Here is a 22210-nt window from a genome sequence, read left to right as displayed (position 1 = left end):
TCTATAAGTTTTCTCCCTTATTTTTTCATCAGTTTCTGAATGGTCACCACAAATTCGTCTAATACTAAATCGTCACCTTCTGACAAACGATCGACCACGCAACCCTTTAAGTGCCCTTCAAGTAAAATTTTCGCTACACTATTTAAAGCAGACTGAGTGGCAGATAATTGAGTAATAATATCATCACAATAAACATCCTTTTCAATCATACCTTTTATACCTCGAACTTGGCCTTCAATGCGATTTAATCGATTGGATAAATCTTTTTTTACTTTTTCAGGGTGATGACTTTTTCGACATGATGCTTCTACAGCATGACAAGTAATATCTTCTAATGGATTTTTCAATTACTCGCCCCCTAACCTTGTTTTCATAATACCATACCTATGCAGGGTATGTAAAGTGGTTTTGCTTTTTTTTACAATTTTTCTAGTACGCTTTCCGAGCCTTGCTATTACTGACGACTTTAGCCATAACAATTATTCATGTTTTGCATGATCTATTGCTTGATGCAATAAGTTCATTACATGGGAATCATCACTTGAATAGTACAAAGTGGTTCCTTCACGACGAAATTTAACTAATCGTAAATTTTTTAAAAATCGAAGCTGATGGGATACGGTAGACTGTCCCAAATCCAGAGCTTCTGAAATGTCATTCACTGAATGTTCCTCACAGCATAGTAAATTTAGTATACGAATACGTGTTGGATCACTTAACGCTTTAAATGTTTGTGATACAACAAATAGTGTTTCTTCATCTAATACATGTGAAGTAGTTTGTGGTTTTTCTTTCATTTAATACGACGCCTCCAGTTATAATCATTTAATAATATGAGCATATGTTCATATAACAATCAATATAGAAACTGTACCATAGAAAGTTAAACTTAACTACTTTAACTGGTTGATTTTAAAATCAAATTAGCCTGGTATAGGAAACAAATAAAAAACAGGTGAAAAAACATTATTGTTTTCTCCCCTGTTTTGGTAGCTCTACTTATTGAATCGTTCGGCGAATCAAAAAATAGACTTCACTTTTTCATTAACTTTTGAACTGTGACAAGCAATTCATCTAACACTTCTTCATCACCTTCTGACAAACGATCAACCACACAGCCTTTTAAGTGACCTTCTAGTAAAATTTTTGCCACACTATTTAATGCCGATTGCGTTGCCGAAATTTGTGTAATAATATCGTCGCAATACACATCTTTCTCGACCATCCCTTTGATGCCACGAATTTGGCCTTCAATACGATTTAAACGCACCGTTAAATTTTTCTTCACGTGCTCTGGGTGATGACTTTTACGACACGTTACAGATTCTACTGTCGACTCATTCAATTCTTCAATATTTTTTTCCAAAACAAAAGCCCCCTCACTGACTACTAACCTTATTATACACAAATTTATTGGACAAAATAGTCACAGGCTTTAAGCTTTTTGGGAACGAAAACTGTTACCGCTTTAATGATGATGGTGTGCATGTGCATCTGGTGGGTCAGCTTTCGCAGTACATAAAATCGAATGATCATGTTGATGGGCCTCGGATTCTAGTTGAATTGTAACGTGCTGAATATTTTGATGCTGTAAATCATGTTCAATTTTACGTAGTAGTTTTTCGCCTTCTGCAATCGTTAATTGATCATCTACTACCACATGGCAAGAAAGTGCATTCAAACCACTTGTAATTGACCAAATATGCAAATCATGTAGCCCTTTAATACCGTTCGTCTGTTCAATTATTTTTACAACATCGTCTACGATTACATTTTGTGGTGTTCCTTCCATCAATACGTGTATCGAAGCTTTTGTTACATAATAGCCACTTCGTAAAACAAGAATTGCTACAATGACACTTGCCAATGGATCCGCCCAGCCCCATCCGAAAAACAGAATGAGCAAGGCTGCAAGTATGGCACCAACTGAACCCAGCATATCACTAATAACGTGAAGGTAAGCCCCACGCATATTTAAATTTTCTTCCGTATCCCCACCGCGCGTCATAATCCAAGCGACGACAATATTCACCGCTAAACCAATAGAACTAATAACAAGCATACCTGTCGTCGCAACTTCTGGTGGATTCGCAAAGCGTTCAATTGCTTCAAAGAAAATGAATAGCGCGATAAGTATAAGTGTCACACCGTTAAAAACCGCTGCTAACACTTCAAAGCGTTTATAGCCATAGGTTTTACTATAATTGGCTGCCTTTTCCCCTAATGTAAAAGCAAGTAAAGCAATTCCAAGTGAAATGGAATCACTGAGCATATGTCCTGCATCAGAAAGTAGGGCCAAACTGTTCGTCACATACCCCCCTACCGCTTCTACAACCATATAACTCGTAATGATTAAAAAAGAAATGAGTAGCACTTTTTTATTTGCACCATGTGCGTGATTATGATCATGATGACCCGACATAATTATCACTCCATCTAATTAATTTTCGTATATAACCAATATATGATTATATGTTCATATATAGATGATAAATTGGTTTTTATTTTTTGTCAACACATAAAATCCTAGGGGTATATTGTTAGTCACAATAAAATAAGGTCATCCAATAGGTAAAGACCCTTTATTAGTAGTTATTCTTAAAATAATTATTAACCCGTCATTTACATACCATACTAAGGTATAGTAATATGATTACATTAGGAGATAAGTAAAGATGTTCCATTTACATAGTAGCTAGTACACACTTTTTTGCAATGTACTATTTTTCATGCTGAATTCAACCTGTGTACTGTGTATGAATTTTTTTATCTATCTTATACCCCCTATATGTATAAAATCACAATAAAAGGAGTTTTTAAATTATGCAAAATGTAACATTTAACATACTAGGCATGTCTTGTGGTAGCTGTGGAAAGAAAATTAACAATAGTCTTCACCAAATTGATGATACGATGGCAATCGAAATCAATGTAAGAGATGGTGTTGTAAAAGTGGCGTATAACGATAACCGCGCATCAATTGAAAAAATGATCCAAGCGATTACCTCACATGGGTATACAGTTGTTGACACAAACACCTACTAGATGATATCCCACATAAAAAATAATGAAAAATACACTTAATAGTGCTTTTTCAGTAGAAAGGTAAGTATTGTTATGTCTGAAATCGAAAAAAATATAAAGTTAGCTGTAAATGGAGGCATCGGCTTTGGTTCAAAATTGAATGCAAAGCAGCTTTTATTACTTGTTGAATATTTAGGTGATGAAGAATTGGAATTGACAACGTTTCAACAGCTATACATTCAAGTAGCTGAAAATGAAGTTGAAGTCATTACGAAAAGGTTCAATGAAGTCGGATTGTCTGTTTATCCCGTCGGAAATTACGTAAAAAGTCTGCGTCACTGTAATTTTTGTAAAGGAGAAGAACAAGAAGGAATGCCCGTTGCTAAGGAAATCAATCGGCGAATTGCTGGCAGGCCTGTTCCTTTCACTCTTCGCCCTGCATACACTGGCTGCCCTGTTGGATGCGGAGAACCTCTTGTAAATGATATTGGAGTGTTAAAAGTAAAAAATGGCTATGATTTATACATTGGCGGTAGTCCTAAGGGGGCTAACGCACAAGTTGGCAAGCTCGTAAAAGCGCAATTACAGCCTGAAGAACTCTATACCCTTATTGACAAAATTATAGCTATTTATTCGGAGCATGGTAAGAAGCGTGAATCCTTTTCTAAATTCCTAAATCGATATAGTTTTGACACACTTACCGAACAGATTTTGGATTAATGAATCTAAAAGAAATGCCTACACGAGGGATGTATTTTACCTTGTGTAGACATTTTTTAATGGAGAAAGGATAGTGTACATAGCTTGCCATTATCCATCAATTTCGTTGTTCTATACACCAGTATTCCGTTTCTATCCGTCACTTAGCGAATTCTATCCACCTATTCAGCCCTTTAACTACAGAAAACGACTGAACGAAACATCCATTCAGCCGTTTTTGCGTAGTAAATATAAAAAGTAAGGTGCACCAATACATGCTACGACAATTCCTGCTGGCACCGTTGCCGTTGAAATGATAACTCTACCAATCGTATCAGCAAACATTAATAGACTCGCACCGATACATAGTGTTAACGGTAAAAAGAATTGATAGCGCGGGCCCACTAGCTGTTTTGCAATATGTGGTGCCATTAAACCGATGAAGGCAATTCCACCGGTAACTGATACGGCTGCAGCAGCAAGTGCCACAGCTACGACTAATAATTGTAGACGTTCCCGTTGAATATTCATCCCCAAACCAATTGCCGTTTGTTCGGTCATAGCTAACACATTCAAAACATTAGCCTTATAGAAAATAAACGGTATTCCCACCACTAACCATGGCAACAACGCCCATAAAAATGGCCAGTCCGTGCCCCATACACTTCCGGCAAGCCACTGAGCGATAAACTGCACATCATTTCGCTCAGCAGATGAAATTAACATCATCATTACACCCGATAATGCAGAAGCGACACCAACTCCAATTAAAATAAGCTGCACAGGCTGTACACCCTGATTTTTCTTATACGAAAAGAAGTAAATACATAATGCAGTTATCATCGCGCTGACAAAGCCGACGACAGGTAAAACATAAGCAAAATTCGGTAAATCTCCTTTTACAAATAAGTAGAACAGTGTAATCCCGACACCTGCACCAGCATTAATCCCAATAATCCCGGGATCGGCTAAGTCATTTCGTGTTACGCCTTGTAGCACAGCACCAGCAAGCGCTAATGCCATTCCAGCCGCTGCTAACACAAATAATCGAGGTAAGCGTATTGAAAATAACACGAATGATTCTTTAAAACTACCATCTCCGAGTAATATTGGTATAATTCGGTCAATTGAGATGGATGCTGCACCAAGTGAGATACCCATCACGAAAACAGCCAACGTTAACAGTATCCAAATAGCGAGCCACTTCCGTTGTTTTTTCCGCTGTCCATTAAGCAAATTGACGACCTCCCTTACGCACTAAAAGTAAGAAGAATGGAAGGCCAATAATCGAAATAATTGCCACAACCGGAGTTTCGAACGGTGCATTAATCATACGTCCCACAAAATCTGCTAACAGCATAAACCAACCACCAACTAAAGCACTCATTGGCAATACAAAACGATAATCAGTTCCTACAAAAGCTCGCACAATATGAGGTACCATTAAGCCGACAAATGCTAGATTTCCAACAAGTGCCACAGCAGCTCCTGCCAACACAACAACAGTACTCATCATAATCATTTTAATAACCGTAGTATTTTGGCCTAAGCCGACTGCCACTTCTTCGTTTAAACTTAATATTGTTAACTGACGGCTAAAAATAAATGCCACCACTAATCCAAGAACGATAAATGGCACGATAATAAGCGCATTCCATGTTGTACCAATTAAGCCACCACTTGTCCACATCGAGACATCTTTTGAAATATTAAATAAAATACCCGTCCCATCAGCAATCGCTTGTAACAAAGCAGAAACGGCTGCTCCGGCTAAAACTAGTTTTAACGGAGAAAAACCGCTCTTTGTTGAAGCACCAATGCCAAATACAATAACCATGCCTATACCCGCACCAATAAAGCATGCAAAGATAAGCATAATATACGAAGTGTTTGGCACAAATGCTAGCGTGAGGGCAAGTGCCGCATTCGCACCTGCCGTAAGCCCAAGAAGTCCTGGATCGGCTAAGGGATTCCTTGTTACCCCTTGCATAATTGCTCCCGCTACTGCTAATGCACTCCCGACAAAAATTGCTGCAATGATACGTGGAAATCGAATTTCACGTAAAATAGAATAATGCTTTCCACCACTCTGTCCAAATATTGCTTCATAGACATCTTTCATAGACGTATTTGCTGCCCCAAAACAGAGAGAAATACTAGCTGTACCAACTAATAGGATGAATACTAGTAACACTTGAAGCCAAAATGGTAACTGTCGAAACTTTGTCATTGCTTTTGCTTCCTTTTTACTCGCTTATTTTAAAAACTTTTCTTCAAAGAAATCTAGTTGATAATCTAGTGTCATTGCATCATTGAAGTAGAATACTTTTGAGTCTGCTTCGAATAATTGACCATTTTTCACCGCTTCGATTTCGTTATACCAATCCGCATTTAAGAACGCAGAATCTTGTTCTTTCGATAAACTTAAAATAACGTAGTCTCCTGTGTACTCACCTAACACTTCTTGTGAGATTGCAAAATAACCTGGCTCTAGTGCTACTTCTTTAACTTTTTCAGGCATTTTCAAGCCCATTTCTTGATATAAAATTTCTGTTCCTCGACCCCAGTTATCGCCAAATAAATAGAATTGTTTTTCATAGTTTTCCACAACGGTAACAGTTGCATCTTCACCGATTTTATCTTTAATCTTTGTGCCTAAATCAGCAGCACGTACTTTGAAATCTTTTACCCATGCTGTTGCTTCTGCTTCTTTGTTCACCACTTTACCAATTTCGATATGTTGTTGTAAGTAATCAACTTTGCCATACGTAAATAATACGGTTGGTGCGATTTCCGCTAGTTTATCTGCATTTTCAATATTATTTAAACCAATGATTAAATCAGGATTAAGTTCTATAATTTTTTCGATATCCGTATTCGCTACGATTTCAGCATCTTTAATTCCTTCTTCAAAATTCGAGTTATTGGCAGACCAAGAATCGACCCCAACCATATTCACACCAAGCTTCATTAAATCCCCTACATATGAAGACAAGACAACAACACGTTCTGGATTTGCGGGTACTTCAATAGGACCTGTTTCAGATTGATACGTAATTGTTTCGGGTGAAGGTTCTTTTCCAGCATCCTTACCTGTTTTTTCTTCACTTTTCTCGCTATTGCCGCAAGCTGCAAGCACTAATACGACCATCATAAACATTGGTAAAAGCCATTTTTTCATTTTGAGTATCCCCTTTAATTTGTTTGTAATAAGTTATATGTAATGCACATCGGCTTGTTTGTTCGTGGATCCTTACCGATCACTGCATCAATATTAAATACTTCCTGTAAAACTTCTGGCACAATCACTTCCTCAGCGGTACCAAATTTCACAAGGTGCCCTTTTGAAAGTGCCACAATGTAATCTGAGAATCGTGCTGCCTGATTTAAATCATGGAGCACCATGACAATTGTACGCCCTTCCTTTATATTGAGCTCACGCAGTAATTCTAATACTTCTAATTGATGCGCCATATCCAAATAAGTCGTCGGCTCATCTAAAAAGATAATGTCAGTTTCCTGCGCTAATGCCATAGCAATCCACACTCTCTGACGCTGTCCACCTGATAATGCATCGACTGTTTGCGACCGATACGTATCCGTTTTTGTTACATGTAAAGCCCAGTCAATGACGTCCTTATCCTTTTGTGATAAATTGCCAAAGCCCTTTTGATATGGAAATCGACCATAGGATACGAGTTCTTCCACAGATAAACCATGTGCACTTTCCGGACTTTGTGGCAGAATTGCTAATTCTTTTGCTAATTCCTTTGTTTTTAACTCTGAAATATTTTGTCCATCCAAAATAACCTGTCCGCGCTCATGCTTCAAAATTCTCGTAATCGCTTTTAACAATGTGGATTTCCCACAGCCGTTCGAGCCAATAATTGTCGTGATTTTCCCATCAGGAATTTGTAGCGATAAATCGTGCACAATGGTTTTATCGTCGTAACCAACACGAATCGATTCAATTTGTAAACGCAAAATGTATCCTCACTTTCTTTTTACATGTATCCATGTTATGATAACCCCACCAAACAGTGTTGATAATCATTATCACTAAAGTTAGTCTAGTTATCATATAAGTATTTGTCAATATATTTTTATTATTTTTTTAAAGGTGAGGGTAAAAAATGCAAGATGTTTACGATGTAACAATTATTGGTGGTGGGCCTGCTGGACTATATAGCGCTTTTTATAGTGGTTTACGAGGCTTGAAAACAAAGCTAATTGAAAGTCAAGAATCACTTGGTGGTAAGGTTTTACTTTATCCTGAAAAGTTGATTTGGGATATTGGTGGCCATCCCCCAGTATCAGGCGAGCAATTTGCAAAACAATTAATTGCTCAAGCAAAAACCTTTGATCCAACCATTTTAACGGGAACAAAAGTAGATTTTATCAATCGTGAAAATGATATTTTTGCTTTACATACAGAACAAGGAGATATTCATTATTCTAAAACAATCCTTTTAGCAGTTGGCGGTGGTATTATAAACCCTCAAAAGCTGACTTTAGAAGGTGCAGAGAAGTATGAAATGACGAATCTGCATTACACGGTACAGTCATTAAAACGTTTTTTAGGCAAAAATATCATCATTTCTGGTGGTGGGAATGCAGCAATTGACTGGGCAGTGGAGCTATCCGCAATTGCACAAAGTGTAACGGTTGTTTATCGCAATGAAACACTTTCTGCCCATGAAGCAAATATAAAAGAAGCGATGGATGCTGGCGTAACAATCGAATGTAATACATCTATTACAAAGCTGACTTCAAATGCTGATAAAACAGCCATTCAATTTGTAACATGTGAGAATTCAAAAACAAAAGAATGTTATACTCGCGATATCGACGAGGTCATCGTCAGTCACGGATATAACTGTGAGTCTTCATTAGAATTTGAACCATCCATTACGGTTCCAAAGAAAGACAATTATTATTTTGAAGGAAAATCGACTGGAGAAACTGTACAACCAGGTATTTTCGCAGCCGGTGACATTTTATCTTTTGAAGGAAAAATTAATCTTCTATTAGGAACTTTCCAAGACGCAGCAAATGCCGTCAACTCGATAAAAACATACTTAGAACCAACAGCATCGCGTTATGCAATGGTTTCTTCACATAATGAAGCTTTCAAAGAAAAGAATCGCTCTATTAATGAAAAACAGATTTATACGAAACTTCAATCATCTATTTAATAAGTCTCTGAAGGAAAAAAGGTGTAGAAATCGTTTCTACACCTTTTTTTGTATATATTACTTGCCACTTTCCTTCCAACCATATTCCAATTTGTTTTTGCTGCCACGATGTAGGTCCTTAACCATTCTGTTTCCATACGCAAGCCCCTTCTAGTTTTTATCTATTTTAACTAAATTCCCCACCTGCATGTAACCTTTTATAATAAGATACGTAAATTTGACTCTTTGAAATATCTAGATGGAATTCACTTCACATTAAATACATTTCTAAAAAGTTTATTATGGTATCATTTGAAGTGAAAGATAGTAGATAAGACAGGAGAGGCATAATGTATAAAATATTAATCGTTGAAGATGACATGGATATCGCTCAAACATTAAAAAAGCAATTAGAAAAATATAGTTATCAATGTCTAATTATTCATGACTTTGAAAGAGTACTCGACCATTTTCAAGAATTCGACCCCCACCTTGTTTTAATGGATATTAATCTCCCCGCCTTTGATGGCTATTATTGGTCGCGCAAAATAAGACAAGTCTCGAATCGACCAATTATGATTATATCTGCTCGCATGAGTGATGCAGATCAAGTTTATGGGCTTGAAAATGGTGCAGATGATTTTGTTACGAAGCCCTTTTCATTCGAGGTGGTTCTGGCAAAAATAAATGGACAAATTCGTCGGATATACGGTGAATATGCAGCCGATTCAGCTCGGATATTGAAATTAGGTAATACAATATTAAACATAGACACGGTCAGACTAAGCACACGCGAACAAGAGGAGCTCTTAACAGTAAAGGAACTTCGACTTTGTACATTGTTATTTGAAGCGTATCCAAATGTCGTAACAAGACAGCAGTTACTAACTGCCATTTGGGATGATGAAACATTTGTCGAGGAAAATACACTAACGGTCAATATTGTAAGACTTCGAAAAAAATTAGAAGCAATACAATCTTCCTTAGAAATTATCACAATTCGTGGTATAGGCTACCAATTATCGGAGAACCATACATGAAACTATTTTTACAGGATCATTTAAGTATCATTGCCCTTTACCTCTTTACATTCATTTGCCTACCTTTTGTAATTCAGCAGTTAGATGGCTTAGAAAATCATTATTCTTATTTTGTCTTTTTATCATCCTTTCTATTAGTCGCCTTGCTGTCTGTTCGTTATCTCCGTCGCAAAAAGATGTATACCCATATTGTGAAAGAAAACTTACAAATTGAAAATATTGTGATCTATCATCCAATCGCGCCAATCGAAAAAGCGTACGCAAGCCAACTACAATCGATTCAGACAATACTCCTCACACAAGAGGAAGGTTTCAAGCAATTTTCTCAAGAGCAGCAAATCATGATTTCTCATGCCGTACATCAAATGAAGACCCCTCTTTCGGTCATTCAATTGCTCATTCAATCTAATAATCAGTGGCAAGAAGAAAGTACACTAATCGGATGGCAGAAGGTGAAAACACAGTGTAACAAGCTGGATTTTTCGTTAAATCAACTGTTAACATACAGCCGTTCCACGAATTTATTGTCGGATTTGAAAATTGAATACATTCAGCTGAAACGTGTTATAAAGGAAGTTATTAATGATTTAAAAGAGTATTTTATTGAGGAAGAAGTGTACCCAAAATGCACGATGTCAGAAGATGTCCTACTATTCTCAGACCGTAAATGGTTGAAGGTTGTCATTTATCAGCTGTTAAGTAATGCAGTGAAATACGGTGAACGAAATTCTACTGTAAGAATTGATTTTGAAAAGGGTCAGTTATGGATAAAAAATAATGGCGACACGATTCCTGAAAATGAAATAAGGCGTGTTTTTGACCTCTATTTTACAGGGTCTAAGGGGCGCATGAAAGGCGAAGCGACCGGTATTGGACTTTATTTAGTGAAACGAATCCTCACAACTTTAGATCATCCATTCCAGTTACATTCAGCAAATAACGAAACAATCATCACCATTGATTTTTCTAAAAGCATGAAAAGACCAATCTGACAATTTTGTCATATTGCTGTCATGTACAGAGATGTGTTGGAATGGCCTGTGTATCTATACTTAAGGTAGAAAATGATACAAAGAGGGAGCGACGAATACATGTCCAACACAGTATTACAGGTCAATCAGCTTAAAAAGGAGTATTCCGGAGAAGTTGTATATAAAGCATTAAAAGGCATCGATTTTCATTTAGGTGAGAATGAATTTGTTGCGGTGATGGGTCCGTCTGGTAGTGGCAAAACAACGTTCCTCAACTGCATCTCTACAATTGACCGTCCAACTAGTGGCGTTATTACGATTAATTCAAAAAATCCATATGAATTAAATGACGATGAATTAGCGAAGTTTCGTCGCAATGAGCTAGGCTTTGTTTTTCAAGACTATAACCTTGTCCACACTTTGACAGTCGAAGAAAATATTTTACTGCCATTAGCACTGGACTCCGTTCAATCGAATGAAATGAACAAGCGTTTAGTAGACGTAGCTAAATTCTTGGGGATTGAAGGAATTTTAAAGAAGCGTACATTTGAAATTTCAGGTGGGCAAAAACAACGTGTGGCAATTGCACGCGCTGTTGTTCATGAACCTAGTCTCTTACTAGCCGACGAACCAACAGGTAACTTAGATTCAAAAGCTGTCAATGATGTTATGTCACTGTTTGAAAACATCAATAAAACATTAAAGACATCTATTTTAATGGTGACACATGATGCGTATGTCGCAAGCTTTGCGCAGCGTATTGTCTTTATTAAAGACGGTACTCTTTATAACGAAATACACCGAGGCAATAATAAACAGCAATTTTACCAAGAAATTATGGACACACTTACATTTTTAGGTGGTGGACAACATGAAATTTAATGATATTGTTGTTCAAAACATATTACGTGATAAGTGGACGTACATTTCTTACTTTTTAAGTAGTGTATTTTCAATCGTAGTGTTCTTCCTATTTTCGATCACAGCATTCCATCCAATGCTTGCTTTAATTGATACACAAAGTACGCTTGGAATTACGATGATGTTTGCTAGTTTCTTTATTTATATTTTCTCATTTATTTTTATCATTTACTCCATTTTTGCGTTTTTGAAAAAGAAAACAAAGAGTCTTGGTCTATTTATGATTACGGGCGCGTCCATGAAGCAAATCCGCACCATGATCTTTAGAGAAAATATGCTGATCGGTGGTGCTGCAATTGTTACAGCTATTATAATTGGACTCATTGTTTCGCCGTTATTTTTAATGGTGGCAAAACGTGTATTACAAGCGGATCTATTTGGTATGTATATACCTTACACAGCAATCATCTTAACCATTATCCTATTCACAATTTTGTTTTTTGTCGTTTCAAAATTCATGGCGCGCTTTATTAATCGAGAAGAAGCCATTCAACTTTTAAAAGCAGATGTCACGACAGAAAAAGTAATCGCATTTGCACCTATAAAATTTATGCTATCAGTCATCGTGAGTGGATTTTTAATCATTTCAGCTAAATTTGAAATGAAGTGGATATTGGCATTCGATACTTTCTATTACATGGCTCTTTTCGCTAGCTTACTATTCGCCATTTATTTTACGATTACGCAAGGAACATTATTGGGCATTCGTATTCTAGAAAAACGCCCATCTTATTTTAGAAAAACAAATATGTTGTTTGTTTCGAATATTAAGGCAAAAGGTCGTTCCCATGCGCACCTTATCTATTTACTAACTGTATTATTGCTAGGCGTATTTTTATGTACAAGCGTGCTGTATAGCTCTTACTACAGTGTGAAAGAAAAAACGGAAATCCTATATCCATATAGCTTCCAATATACTTCACTTCCAGGTAATACAACTGAAGAAAATGACATTGCCTTTATCGAAGCGACAATAGGCAAATCAGGTAAATTTGATAGCTTCTATTCAGCATTTAAAACAGATGAAAATCGAAGAATCGGTTTTATGTCGCTTTCGAATTATAATGCGCTCGGTTTACACGAAGGCATTACGTTAAATGACAATGAGTACTACGTTGCAGCTGGAAATGAAGGTATATTACCTAGCACAAATGCCATTGAAGACTATGCATTAGGTCAGCTAAAGTATGCAGGGCTTGAGAAACAAAATATATTAATGACAGGCTTCCAGAATGTGTATTATATTGTACCAGATGCAATTTATGAAACAATCGAATTACCTGTTTATAAAGTATTTGCTTATGAACTTGAAAATTGGCCTGAAAAGATTGACATCGCGGAAACTATTTTAGAAAAAATCCCCTCAGTACAAGATGCACATTTAATTTCATCTAAAATCGGTTTATACGATACAGAGAAGTTTGTAAAGAGCATCATGTTCTTTATCGGATTTATGCTCAGTCTGATTTTCTTGAGTGCAGCGATGAGTATTCTGTATTTCTATTTACAAACATCACTTGAAGCAGAAAAGGAAAAATACAGGGGCATTCGGAAAATTGGTCTTTCGGTGAAAGACTTAAGTTCTGTAGTAACTAAAGAGCTGGCAATGCTAGTGTTTATCCCTTTCAGCTTTGCGTCTATCCTTTTATTGGTTGTGATATTTGGTATGCGTAATATGATTTCAGCGTCGTTTTATCAAATGACTGCGATCGGCATTGGTGTATTTTTACTATTATTTATTTTAAGCTTTTTGATGATTCGTCGAGGGTATCTAAAAAAATTAAACCATGAATAATAAGAAAAACAGAGTTGGTGGCAACTCTGTTTTTGATTTAAAAAAGTACAAAAAACCGTCCACTATTGTAAAATGAAGTTACCACAACACCATTTACAGAGTGGACGATTTTTTATGGTAATCCTAGAACTACTAACAATAATTATAACACTGAACAAACATCACTCCACTACAGCTTTCAGAAGCAACTACCGTTCCTAAAACAGGACATTCCATCCCTACCTTTATTTCTTATAACAATAAATAAGGCATTTCCCTTTTTGATATTCAATACAACATTCCAAGTGAGTATGTATCGCGTGATCAAATCTTGTTTTCACTATACAAAGGTGGAGGTCGTAGCTCTTTCCATCCAAAAATGATGACGAAAGTGGTTTTCTACGGGTATTCACAAAAAGTGTACTCTTCTCGTGGTATTGAAAAATTACTTCATGAGAATATACCTGCGAACGATTGCCATAAACTAGTCTCACTCAAGATACATTACACAAAAAGGCTGCAGCAAAATACCACAGCCTCCTTACTATTTCTCTTGTTTCTTCTTATTAAAAATCGTCACCATAACCAGCACTAGTAATATCGCTTGTCCTATCATTGTTTCTACTGTTGGATAGAAGCCAATAAAGCTGATAACTGGTAAGCCGTCAACGATTGATGTAGGAATTTTGTTTGTTAGTTGCAATGTATGCAAGCTGACACCAATAATTTTGAATGCTAACACATAAATTAATACTGTTGCCACAGCAAAAAATTTATGAATTGGAATTTTCCCGCTTGCTTTAAATAGTACGACTGCAATCACAGCCAAAATTGCTAATGCCATAATAATGCCCAATACAAATTGAGATGTCTCCATTTTTGGTGCAATACCTGCGTAAAACACCAGCGTTTCTGCCCCTTCACGGAAAACGGATAAGAAGCTGACAGATGCCATTGCTACTACTGAGCCACTTGAAATTGCAGAACCCATTCGTTTAGAAATATAACGATTCCAGCTTGCTACACTCGATTTACTATGGAGCCAAACACCGACCCCAATCATCATCGTAGCGGCAAGTAGTCCAACATAGCCTTCCATGATTTCACGGTTCGTATCAATTGTCGCAGAATTGAATATTGTCGACATTAACACTGCTGCTAGCGCTGATAGTAAAATTCCCACAAACGCACCGACATAAATCCACTTGCGCATTTGTTTTTGACCCGCCATCTCTAAAAAGGACACTAACGCTAATATAATGAGCAAAGCCTCTAAGCCCTCACGCAATAAAATAAGCGCTGAATCCCAAAACGTATAATTACTGTCTCCTTGAATAAGCTCAATTTCTGTGCGGAAGTTATTTAACTTATCTCGCATGTAATCTACGTCAACATCCGACTTTAATAAATCACTCACAAGTATCGGCATATCACTTTCAATTTTCTTATAGAGACTATTATTACGCGTCGAAATTTCTATCTCAACACTAGGCCAAATCGTAATAAATTCACGTAGTTTATCAGATGCTGCCTTGTAATCACCTGTGTCAATGAAATCATTTGCCTCATCAATATAAGCAATTAAGGTTGCTAATGAATACTCGCCCTCCACGATTTCCGCTGTTTCCTTGCCTGCAATAAAATCCTCAATCGTTTGCTTCAATTCATCGTACTGTGCTTGCATTAATGCCAAATCTGGTGTCTCTGCTGAAATTGTGATTCGCAGGAATGCCATTTGCGTTTCGATTTGTCCGTACATCGGTATGCTTTGCTCGCGTACAGGGCGCTCGTTTTTATTCCATTTAATATTGAATTCTTTATAGGCAGCTTCGATTGCTACCATATCACCACTTGCAAGCGCATCCTCGAACTCTGCCATTATCGGCTTGAACTTCGTGCCGAATTCGGTACGTTGCGCCACTTCATCGACTGGATTCTCAAGTTTTTCTAAGGAACGTAGTGCATTGGATAAAGCAGACAAAGCTGTTAAACGCTCTTCCTTAGACGTTGCTTTCAACGCTTGTGCTAGAACTTCATCAATCTTTTCTTTCGCTTCAATTTCTTTTGTTGTTATCAAAGCCCAGTCTGTCGTAAATTGCTCCAGTGCTTGCTCTGCCTCAGCATTCTTGTCCTGCTTTGTACTCATGAGTGCATCACTAATAGAAATATACAAGTGACTGTAGGATTGAGCTGCTTGCACTGGCAAGGCTACCAGTGCGAATAGCAAGGATACAACTAAACTACAGCGTATTAAAAAGTGCTTCACCTAAATAACTCCCCTTTTGCACACCAGGGAAGCATGCAAATACCGCACTACCTCGATGGGTAATATATTCATTCATTTTATCCATTCGGCCTAAGCTATTTTGCACGGTCGTAAATTGCGCAGGATCTTTTTGGAATGATACAAATAATAAACCAGCATCATGTGCCCCTGTTTTTGTCATCACGCCTGATGCATAAGAATATGAACGTCGCAACATGCGAGCCTTAGATTTACGTGCTAGATGTACATGTGAGGTATCTGGCATAATATATGCTCCTTGTTCGTCTTTCTCCTCGACATCAAAATCATCAAATTCCTTCGTTTTACCAAATGCTGCACCACTATCACGATAACGCCCAAATGTTGCTTCTTGATCTTTTAGCGACGTACGATCCCAAGTTTCCAAATGCATTTGAATTTTGCGAGCGACTAAATATGTGCCACCTTTTAGCCAGCCTTTATCTACCCATACAACCTCATTTAAATCTTTTTTATCTGTAATTGCTGGATTCACTGTACCATCCTTAAATGCGAATAAATTACGTGGTGTACCCCCCGCTGCTGGGAACGAGTTAAAACCAGCTTGCGACCATTTAATCTCCACTTTTCCTGAAGCAGCACGAACTAAATTACGTACCGCATGGAACGCCACTTGCGGATCATCTGCACAAGCTTGTATGCAAATATCGCCACCAGTAAATTCCTCTTGCAATTGATCTTTCGGAAAGTGCGGTAAGTCGGCTAGCTCAGCAGGTTTTAAGTTTTTCATCCCTAACTTATCGAAAAGTGTGGGTCCAACACCGATTGTAATTGATAGATTCGAAGCATTCAATCCCTCCGCCTCTCCTGTATCCCCAGTTGGCACTCTCTTATTTGTCGTCAAATCTACCATTAATTCACCATTCATTAAATGTACAACAAGAGGTGTCCATTTTTTGAATAACTCTTGTAAATCATTTTTTGATGACACTAAGACATTTAATGAAGCAAAATAAATATGTGTTTGGACAGGAGTGCTAATACCCGATTGATGCTTGCCATAAAAATCTACTTTATTGATAGCTGTTTTACTATCGGCAACTGATTCGAAAACATCGTAACCCATTGCATTAATGACGCCACCGAATCCAGAAGCACCTATGGCAACACCAACTGCCCCGATGCCAGTTAGTTTCAACATTTCACGTCGATTAATTTTTTTATTAAACCATTTTTCATCATTTGACGTTGTCATTATTTATCACTCCAAAATAATTCCCATTTGACTTAATGGCTCACCCAGTTGATTTACTGCTGTTGCTAATGCTTTTGTATTTTCTTCTGTTAACTCTTCATAAGAAATGTAGCCACCCTCAGCGGTAGCATGTAGTGCTAGTAAATCATCCACTGCTTTGAAGTTTTCATCTAAAGTAGCTACTAACTCTTTATCTTTTGCTTCTAATTTCGAGCGAAGGATTTCAAAGATTTTTTCTGCTCCTTCAATATTTGCTTTAAAATCGTAAAGGTCAGTATGTGAATAAATTTCTTCTTCACCCGTAATTTTAGAAGTTGATACTTCATTTAGTAAGTCAACTGCTCCTGTAATCATCAAATCTGGCGTAACTTCTACTGTTTGAACAAGTGCATGTAATTCTTTCGCATCTGCTAATAATTGGTCAGCAATGGCTTCGTAACCAGAAGTCGTGTTTTCTTCCCAAAGTGCGAATTCTAATTTGTGATAACCCGTCCACTCTTCTTCGCCTTTACCCTCTTCTTGAATATCTGCTAAACGTCCGTCAATACGTGGGTCTAGGTCACCGAAGCTCTCAGCAATAGGCTCAGAACGTTCGAAATACATTCGTGCTGGTGCATAGGCTGCTTTTGCCCCTTCAATGTCACCTGCTTTGAAAAGATTAACAAAGTTTTCTGTTTCCATTAGGAATTGATCCATTTGCTCTAATGCGAAATCTTTATACGCTGTTAGTTCATTCGTTAAATCCACTTCCTCTAATTTTGCTTGCTCTGTTACTGGCGCCGTGTCTTTTTCTACTTTTTCTGTATTACTACAACCTGTCATTAAAATGCCACCTGCGATTAATACTGATAATAATGATTTATATTTCATGTAATATACCTACTTCCGAATTTATTTATATTGTGAATGATAATCATTATCACGAATGATTGCAATATAAATTTCTATATAAAGAGAAAAACGTCATTTCGCAGTTGAAAATTATTAACAAATAGCAGAAATGGTGTTTTTTCTACAATATAATGATTGTAATGTAAGAAATTAATGCTTGTGTCCAATTTTCTCATTTTCCATACATGTAATATTTATGTACGATTGATATTAATATAATTAAAACTATTGCAGAGAAAGTGAACAAATTCTATTTCACAAAGAATTTAAGTTCATGTTGCTAAACACAGTTCCATGATTTTATCCGTCTCTGAATGAAAATTATCGCATTAAATAGAAAAAAATTCGCCACCCTTCTGATTAAAGAAGAATGGCGATTTTTGTTACGCTTACACTTAAGTTAATACCTTTTTAATAAACGCCAAAAAATCGAAAGACCTGTGACAAAAATGGTATCGCAATGTTCCTGAAGCCATTGATAGCCCACTTCAATCGAATGAATCCAGTCCTGATAGGTTGTTTGGCCATATCCTCATAATGCGTGCTATGCCCTTTCAATAACGGACTACAGACAGAATAACCGGCTGCCTCATAAGCTTCACATAGAGGACGCATGCTTTGCGGTGATCCAGTAAAACCATGAGAAATTAAAATCCCTACATTGTTACCTTCTGCATTAAACGGTTCTGCATCTTGCAAAATTGGATATTGTTCAGCCAAAAAACTCCTCCTTCAATGGTCTGATTTATCGATTGTAAAAATACGATATTTTACTTCCATTATATAAAACTAGAGATTCAACATTCAGATAACTATCCCGTGAAGTGCTCAATATCAAATACTTACAAAATAACTCAACGAATCCATATTTTCATTATTGATATGGTCGACTCGAATAATAGATAATAAGATAGATTAAAACTCTCATAAGGAAAGAAGACTATAGATGAAAAAAAAAATAAATAAATATTTTCTCATACCCATTCTGTTCACTACATTATTCGCCGCTCCACTTAGTACGGTTGCCTCAATCGATGACGTCCATATGTCTTATTTATATGGCGCAGATTCGAATACCTCTTTAAAAAATATCGATAAAACATACGGTGCAATCAATACGGTTACGCCAGGATTCTATGAATTAAACGCTGACGGTAGTTTAAAATCTTCCATTGATAAAAGTTTCATAGATCAAGTACACAAAAGAGGGTTAAAAGTTGTTCCATTCATTTCAAACCATTGGGATCGAAATTTAGCTCAAATAGCAATGCAAAATAGAGAAAGATTAACTTCTCAAATTGCCGATTCTATTATAAAAAATAATTTAGATGGTATCGACATAGATATAGAGAATTTAAACTATACAGATAAAGATGCATTTACTGATTTCATTCGCTTATTACATGAAAAATTGCCGAATGATAAGATTATATCTATCGCAGTTGCAGCCAACCCAAATAATTATACAACAGGATGGCACGGGTCTTATGATTATGTAAAATTAAGTGAATACAGCGATTACTTAATGGTAATGGCCTATGATGAAAGCTGGAATGGCGGTCCTGAAGGTCCTGTTGCTAGCTTACCTTTTGTTGAAAAATCGATTCAATCCTTATTAAACCAAGGTGTTGATTCTAAAAAAATCGTTCTAGGCCTTCCTTTTTATGGTCGAATTTGGAACGATGCCATGACAGTCGTTGGGGATGGTGTTCCGAATAAAGCGATAGCAGGCATTGTGAATAACCATAATGGGAAATTTTATTTTGATAATGCCAAAAAATCAGCATATGCCAAATTTACTGTGAAAAGCAGTGATTCCCCCACTACTATTGGTGGAAAAAAACTAGTACCAGGGAATTACACAATTTGGTATGAAAATGATTTGTCTTTAAAATATAAATTAAGATTAGTAGAGAAGTACAATTTAAGAGGCTCTGGTAGTTGGGATTTAAATCAAGCAACAAGCGGCATTTGGAAGTTCTATTCGGCTTGGGCAAATGGAGAACATCATTTTATTGATTCAGAAAATCATTGGGCTGAAAAAGATATCATGTCTCTTTTTAATAAAGGATGGATTAACGGTAAAAACGAATACAATTTCGACCCAAATGGTAATTTAACAAGAGCACAAGCGGTTACAATTCTTATAAAAGCAATCGGTTTAGATGCCAAAAATGAAGCGATCCCTAATTATTTTACTGATGTTCCTGCAAATCACTGGGCAAAACAAGCTATTGAACTAGCAAATAAATATAATATTGTAAATGGAACAAATCCACATGTATTTGAGCCAAATACACGTATTACAAGAGCGCAATTGGCAGCAATTTTATCGAGAATAGTCGATTACCCAACTAGCAATACGATTGAGTCCCCTTTTTATGATGTACCAAAAGGACATTGGGCATATTCTGATATTTTAAAACTAAGCAGTAATGGAATTATAAAAGGTAATGAAGTCGGTGGCTTTTCACCTGATGATTTTGTACTAAGAGCGCAAATTGCAGCAATGGTGAATCGTGCAAGTGCAGATTTCAAAAACTATTAAAATAAGAAATAAGTAAAATGAAAACAGGGCTTGATCTACGAAACGTGTAGAATCAGCCCTGTTTTTTGCTAAATTTCCGCTTTAATTGAAGAACGAATGCCTATTTGTCGATCTGTTTAATCGCGCAATCGTTGGCAATAGTGTAGGTGCACAAAAAACAGCAAAGCTTGTGTATCAAGCGATTACCAGCATCCAAGCTACTCCGCATTGTATTAAAATGAGGGGTATATTTTCCTAGTAAAGATGAGGAGTTGTATTTTACCCTCCTTGCAAAATCTTCATTTACAGTAATCACAAAATATTATTCAGTTTTATTCTAAATATTGAATAGGTGAAATATCATGTATTAAAATTTGTAAATGGGAGGGACATATTTGAACGGTTTTTTGAAAGCGATACCATTATCATTACAGCATTTGTTTGCGATGTTTGGTGCGACCGTTTTAGTTCCAGCACTAACTGGTCTTGATCCAGGAAGTGCACTTGTTGCCAGTGGTGTAGGAACATTGATTTTCCATCTTATTACCCGAGGAAAGGTTCCCACTTATTTAGGCTCATCTTTCGCTTTCATTGCTCCACTAGCATTGTATGTAGGAGAGTTAAATTCCCCCGGTCAGGCGGTTGCAGGACTTATTAGTGTTTCCATTGTTTATGCCATTGTATCTATTATCATTTCATATGTAGGTTTTGAAAAAGTCCGAAAAGTAATTCCTCCAGTTGTTGTTGGACCAGTTGTAAGCATCATCGGTCTTGCACTTGCAACCACGGCGGTGACCAACATGGCTGCTGTCAATTGGGATGTAGCTATCGTCAGCCTTCTTGCAGCAATCTTTGCTACGCTTGCAGGTACTAAGATGATCCGCCTTTTCCCGCTCATCATTGGTCTTGGAGTAGGTTATATATATGCCGCGGTGCGTGGATTAGTTGATTTTGGTACCATTGCCAATGCTCCAGTGTTTGCACTTCCACAATTCGTAATGCCAGAATTCACGTGGGTCGTTATCCTCGGGATGGCGCCGATTGCCTTGGTTACAATCATCGAAGACCTTGGACATATGTTTGTACTAAAAGAGATTACAGGTAAAGACGTCACAAAGGACCCTGGGTTTTCAAGCATCCTATGGGGGAATGGTCTTGCAACATTAATCTCCGGTTTCATCGGCGGGCCTGCACAAACGACTTACGCAGAAAACCTCGGCGTTTTAGCCATCACACGCCAATTTTCCAGTAGAATCATTCAAGGTGCTGCTGTTCTTGCGATTATTCTAGGTCTGTTCGGTAAAGTTGGAGCTGCTATCCAATCCATTCCAGTTGCCGTGATGGGCGGCATCTGTATCTTGTTATTCGGTATGATCGCAGGCATGGGAATCCGTCATATCATTGAGGAAAAAGTTAATCTGGCGAATATGAAAAATTTAGTCATTGTCGCAGTTATCTTTATCATCGGAATTGGATATGCTCATGGTATCGCCTACGCGACAATTGCTGGATTGCTCATTTACTGGCTCGTACCTGATTTTACGACAAAGAATGAAAGTTAATATGAAAAGGTCGTTCCACACAACTTTTGAGTGGAACGACCTTTTATTTTAAGTATGCTATCGGGCAAAGGCAAAGCATTTAAAACCGCACTTACTTTTATTACGGTTCACCGTTCTAATGATAGAT

20 protein-coding genes and 2 pseudogenes are annotated in these 22210 nt (G+C 37.1%); 10 read left to right on the top strand and 12 right to left on the bottom strand.

The window, feature by feature from the left end:
• Nucleotides 1–17: 17 nt before the first annotated feature.
• From CSE16_RS07520 to CSE16_RS07505, 4 genes are all read right to left on the bottom strand, one after another.
• Nucleotides 18–347, bottom strand: coding sequence for a metal-sensing transcriptional repressor (locus tag CSE16_RS07520; protein WP_253896197.1), 330 nt, complete (start codon nt 345–347; stop codon nt 18–20).
• Between the two features lie 132 nt (nt 348–479).
• Nucleotides 480–797: an ArsR/SmtB family transcription factor gene (locus tag CSE16_RS07515; protein WP_099423334.1), complete on the bottom strand. Its 318-nt coding sequence runs from the start codon at nt 795–797 to the stop codon at nt 480–482.
• Between the two features lie 236 nt (nt 798–1033).
• The gene (locus CSE16_RS07510; protein WP_305849723.1) at nt 1034–1366 is read right to left on the bottom strand and encodes a metal-sensitive transcriptional regulator; all 333 of its coding nucleotides are present in this window, start codon (nt 1364–1366) and stop codon (nt 1034–1036) included.
• Nucleotides 1367–1468: 102 nt separating this feature from the next.
• Nucleotides 1469–2422 carry a cation diffusion facilitator family transporter gene (locus tag CSE16_RS07505; protein ID WP_099423333.1) on the bottom strand — a complete coding sequence of 318 codons (954 nt, stop codon included), beginning with the start codon at nt 2420–2422 and terminating at the stop codon, nt 1469–1471.
• 401 nt (nt 2423–2823) lie between these two features.
• Here CSE16_RS07505 and CSE16_RS07500 point away from each other — a divergent pair, with 401 nt between their 5' ends.
• The gene (locus tag CSE16_RS07500) at nt 2824–3045 is read left to right on the top strand and encodes a heavy-metal-associated domain-containing protein (protein WP_099423332.1); all 222 of its coding nucleotides are present in this window, start codon (nt 2824–2826) and stop codon (nt 3043–3045) included.
• 72 nt (nt 3046–3117) lie between these two features.
• Entirely contained in the window at nt 3118–3744 is a 627-nt protein-coding gene (locus CSE16_RS07495; protein WP_099423331.1) for an NAD(P)/FAD-dependent oxidoreductase, read from the top strand.
• Nucleotides 3745–3951: 207 nt separating this feature from the next.
• Here the strand turns inward: CSE16_RS07495 and CSE16_RS07490 are convergent, their stop codons facing one another.
• From CSE16_RS07490 to CSE16_RS07475, 4 genes are read right to left on the bottom strand one after another with little or no spacing between them, the layout of a single operon-like run.
• Entirely contained in the window at nt 3952–4959 is a 1008-nt protein-coding gene (locus CSE16_RS07490) for a FecCD family ABC transporter permease (protein WP_253896196.1), read from the bottom strand.
• On the bottom strand, nt 4952–5953 hold the full coding sequence (locus CSE16_RS07485; protein WP_099423330.1) for a FecCD family ABC transporter permease: 1002 nt from the start codon (nt 5951–5953) through the stop codon (nt 4952–4954). Before CSE16_RS07485 ends, CSE16_RS07490 begins: the two co-directional genes overlap by 8 nt.
• A gap of 24 nt (nt 5954–5977) precedes the next feature.
• On the bottom strand, nt 5978–6904 hold the full coding sequence (locus tag CSE16_RS07480; RefSeq protein WP_099423329.1) for an iron-hydroxamate ABC transporter substrate-binding protein: 927 nt from the start codon (nt 6902–6904) through the stop codon (nt 5978–5980).
• A 14-nt stretch (nt 6905–6918) separates the two neighbouring features.
• A complete protein-coding gene (locus CSE16_RS07475; protein ID WP_099423328.1) occupies nt 6919–7710 on the bottom strand; it encodes an ABC transporter ATP-binding protein in 792 nt (263 codons plus the stop codon).
• 146 nt (nt 7711–7856) lie between these two features.
• Here CSE16_RS07475 and CSE16_RS07470 point away from each other — a divergent pair, with 146 nt between their 5' ends.
• The 6 genes and pseudogenes from CSE16_RS07470 to CSE16_RS21775 all read left to right on the top strand — a co-directional run.
• Nucleotides 7857–8918 carry an NAD(P)/FAD-dependent oxidoreductase gene (locus tag CSE16_RS07470; RefSeq protein WP_099423327.1) on the top strand — a complete coding sequence of 354 codons (1062 nt, stop codon included), beginning with the start codon at nt 7857–7859 and terminating at the stop codon, nt 8916–8918.
• 329 nt (nt 8919–9247) lie between these two features.
• Nucleotides 9248–9937: a response regulator transcription factor gene (locus CSE16_RS07465; RefSeq protein ID WP_099423326.1), complete on the top strand. Its 690-nt coding sequence runs from the start codon at nt 9248–9250 to the stop codon at nt 9935–9937.
• Nucleotides 9934–10929 (top strand): sensor histidine kinase, encoded by a 996-nt coding sequence (locus CSE16_RS07460; RefSeq protein WP_099423325.1) that lies wholly within the window; start codon nt 9934–9936, stop codon nt 10927–10929. Before CSE16_RS07465 ends, CSE16_RS07460 begins: the two co-directional genes overlap by 4 nt.
• 99 nt (nt 10930–11028) lie before the next feature.
• Nucleotides 11029–11790 carry an ABC transporter ATP-binding protein gene (locus CSE16_RS07455; protein ID WP_099423324.1) on the top strand — a complete coding sequence of 254 codons (762 nt, stop codon included), beginning with the start codon at nt 11029–11031 and terminating at the stop codon, nt 11788–11790.
• Nucleotides 11780–13624, top strand: coding sequence for an FtsX-like permease family protein (locus tag CSE16_RS07450; RefSeq protein ID WP_099423323.1), 1845 nt, complete (start codon nt 11780–11782; stop codon nt 13622–13624). The genes CSE16_RS07455 and CSE16_RS07450 overlap by 11 nt, the downstream gene beginning before the upstream one ends.
• A 322-nt stretch (nt 13625–13946) precedes the next feature.
• Nucleotides 13947–14066: pseudogene (locus CSE16_RS21775) on the top strand (transposase); the annotation flags it as partial.
• A gap of 81 nt (nt 14067–14147) precedes the next feature.
• On the opposite strand, the gene CSE16_RS07440 reads toward CSE16_RS21775, so the two are convergent.
• The 4 genes and pseudogenes from CSE16_RS07440 to CSE16_RS07425 all read right to left on the bottom strand — a co-directional run.
• Nucleotides 14148–15869 carry an FTR1 family iron permease gene (locus CSE16_RS07440; protein WP_099423321.1) on the bottom strand — a complete coding sequence of 574 codons (1722 nt, stop codon included), beginning with the start codon at nt 15867–15869 and terminating at the stop codon, nt 14148–14150.
• The gene (efeB, locus tag CSE16_RS07435) at nt 15844–17103 is read right to left on the bottom strand and encodes an iron uptake transporter deferrochelatase/peroxidase subunit (protein WP_099423320.1); all 1260 of its coding nucleotides are present in this window, start codon (nt 17101–17103) and stop codon (nt 15844–15846) included. Before efeB ends, CSE16_RS07440 begins: the two co-directional genes overlap by 26 nt.
• Nucleotides 17104–17109: 6 nt before the next feature.
• A complete protein-coding gene (gene efeO / locus CSE16_RS07430; RefSeq protein ID WP_099423319.1) occupies nt 17110–17973 on the bottom strand; it encodes an iron uptake system protein EfeO in 864 nt (287 codons plus the stop codon).
• 448 nt (nt 17974–18421) lie between these two features.
• A pseudogene (locus CSE16_RS07425) lies at nt 18422–18714 on the bottom strand (alpha/beta hydrolase); the annotation flags it as partial.
• Between the two features lie 226 nt (nt 18715–18940).
• Between CSE16_RS07425 and CSE16_RS07420 the strand changes: the two are divergent.
• Together CSE16_RS07420 and CSE16_RS07415 are read left to right on the top strand one after the other, a co-directional pair.
• The gene (locus CSE16_RS07420; protein ID WP_099423318.1) at nt 18941–20542 is read left to right on the top strand and encodes a glycosyl hydrolase family 18 protein; all 1602 of its coding nucleotides are present in this window, start codon (nt 18941–18943) and stop codon (nt 20540–20542) included.
• 374 nt (nt 20543–20916) lie between these two features.
• Nucleotides 20917–22083, top strand: a complete 1167-nt coding sequence (locus CSE16_RS07415; protein ID WP_099423317.1) for a solute carrier family 23 protein — start codon at nt 20917–20919, stop codon at nt 22081–22083.
• The last annotated feature ends 127 nt before the right edge of the window (nt 22084–22210 follow it).

It is taken from the genome of Solibacillus sp. R5-41 (genome assembly GCF_002736105.1).
In the GTDB taxonomy this organism is placed as follows: Bacteria; Bacillota; Bacilli; order Bacillales_A; family Planococcaceae; genus Solibacillus.
Note: the sequence above shows the minus strand (reverse complement) of the source record. Positions and strands in the feature narration are given on the sequence as shown.

Bases quoted from the DNA above. Each gene is read 5' to 3' on its own strand.
- CSE16_RS07515 (WP_099423334.1), bottom strand. From the start codon at position 797: ATGAAAGAAAAACCACAAACTACTTCACATGTATTAGATGAAGAAACA.
- CSE16_RS07505 (WP_099423333.1), bottom strand. From the start codon at position 2,422: ATGTCGGGTCATCATGATCATAATCACGCACATGGTGCAAATAAAAAA.
- CSE16_RS07500 (WP_099423332.1), top strand. From the start codon at position 2,824: ATGCAAAATGTAACATTTAACATACTAGGCATGTCTTGTGGTAGCTGT.
- CSE16_RS07495 (WP_099423331.1), top strand. From the start codon at position 3,118: ATGTCTGAAATCGAAAAAAATATAAAGTTAGCTGTAAATGGAGGCATC.
- CSE16_RS07485 (WP_099423330.1), bottom strand. From the start codon at position 5,953: ATGACAAAGTTTCGACAGTTACCATTTTGGCTTCAAGTGTTACTAGTA.
- CSE16_RS07480 (WP_099423329.1), bottom strand. From the start codon at position 6,904: ATGAAAAAATGGCTTTTACCAATGTTTATGATGGTCGTATTAGTGCTT.
- CSE16_RS07470 (WP_099423327.1), top strand. From the start codon at position 7,857: ATGCAAGATGTTTACGATGTAACAATTATTGGTGGTGGGCCTGCTGGA.
- CSE16_RS07465 (WP_099423326.1), top strand. From the start codon at position 9,248: ATGTATAAAATATTAATCGTTGAAGATGACATGGATATCGCTCAAACA.
- CSE16_RS07460 (WP_099423325.1), top strand. From the start codon at position 9,934: ATGAAACTATTTTTACAGGATCATTTAAGTATCATTGCCCTTTACCTC.
- CSE16_RS07455 (WP_099423324.1), top strand. From the start codon at position 11,029: ATGTCCAACACAGTATTACAGGTCAATCAGCTTAAAAAGGAGTATTCC.
- CSE16_RS07450 (WP_099423323.1), top strand. From the start codon at position 11,780: ATGAAATTTAATGATATTGTTGTTCAAAACATATTACGTGATAAGTGG.
- efeB (WP_099423320.1), bottom strand. From the start codon at position 17,103: ATGACAACGTCAAATGATGAAAAATGGTTTAATAAAAAAATTAATCGA.
- efeO (WP_099423319.1), bottom strand. From the start codon at position 17,973: ATGAAATATAAATCATTATTATCAGTATTAATCGCAGGTGGCATTTTA.
- CSE16_RS07420 (WP_099423318.1), top strand. From the start codon at position 18,941: ATGAAAAAAAAAATAAATAAATATTTTCTCATACCCATTCTGTTCACT.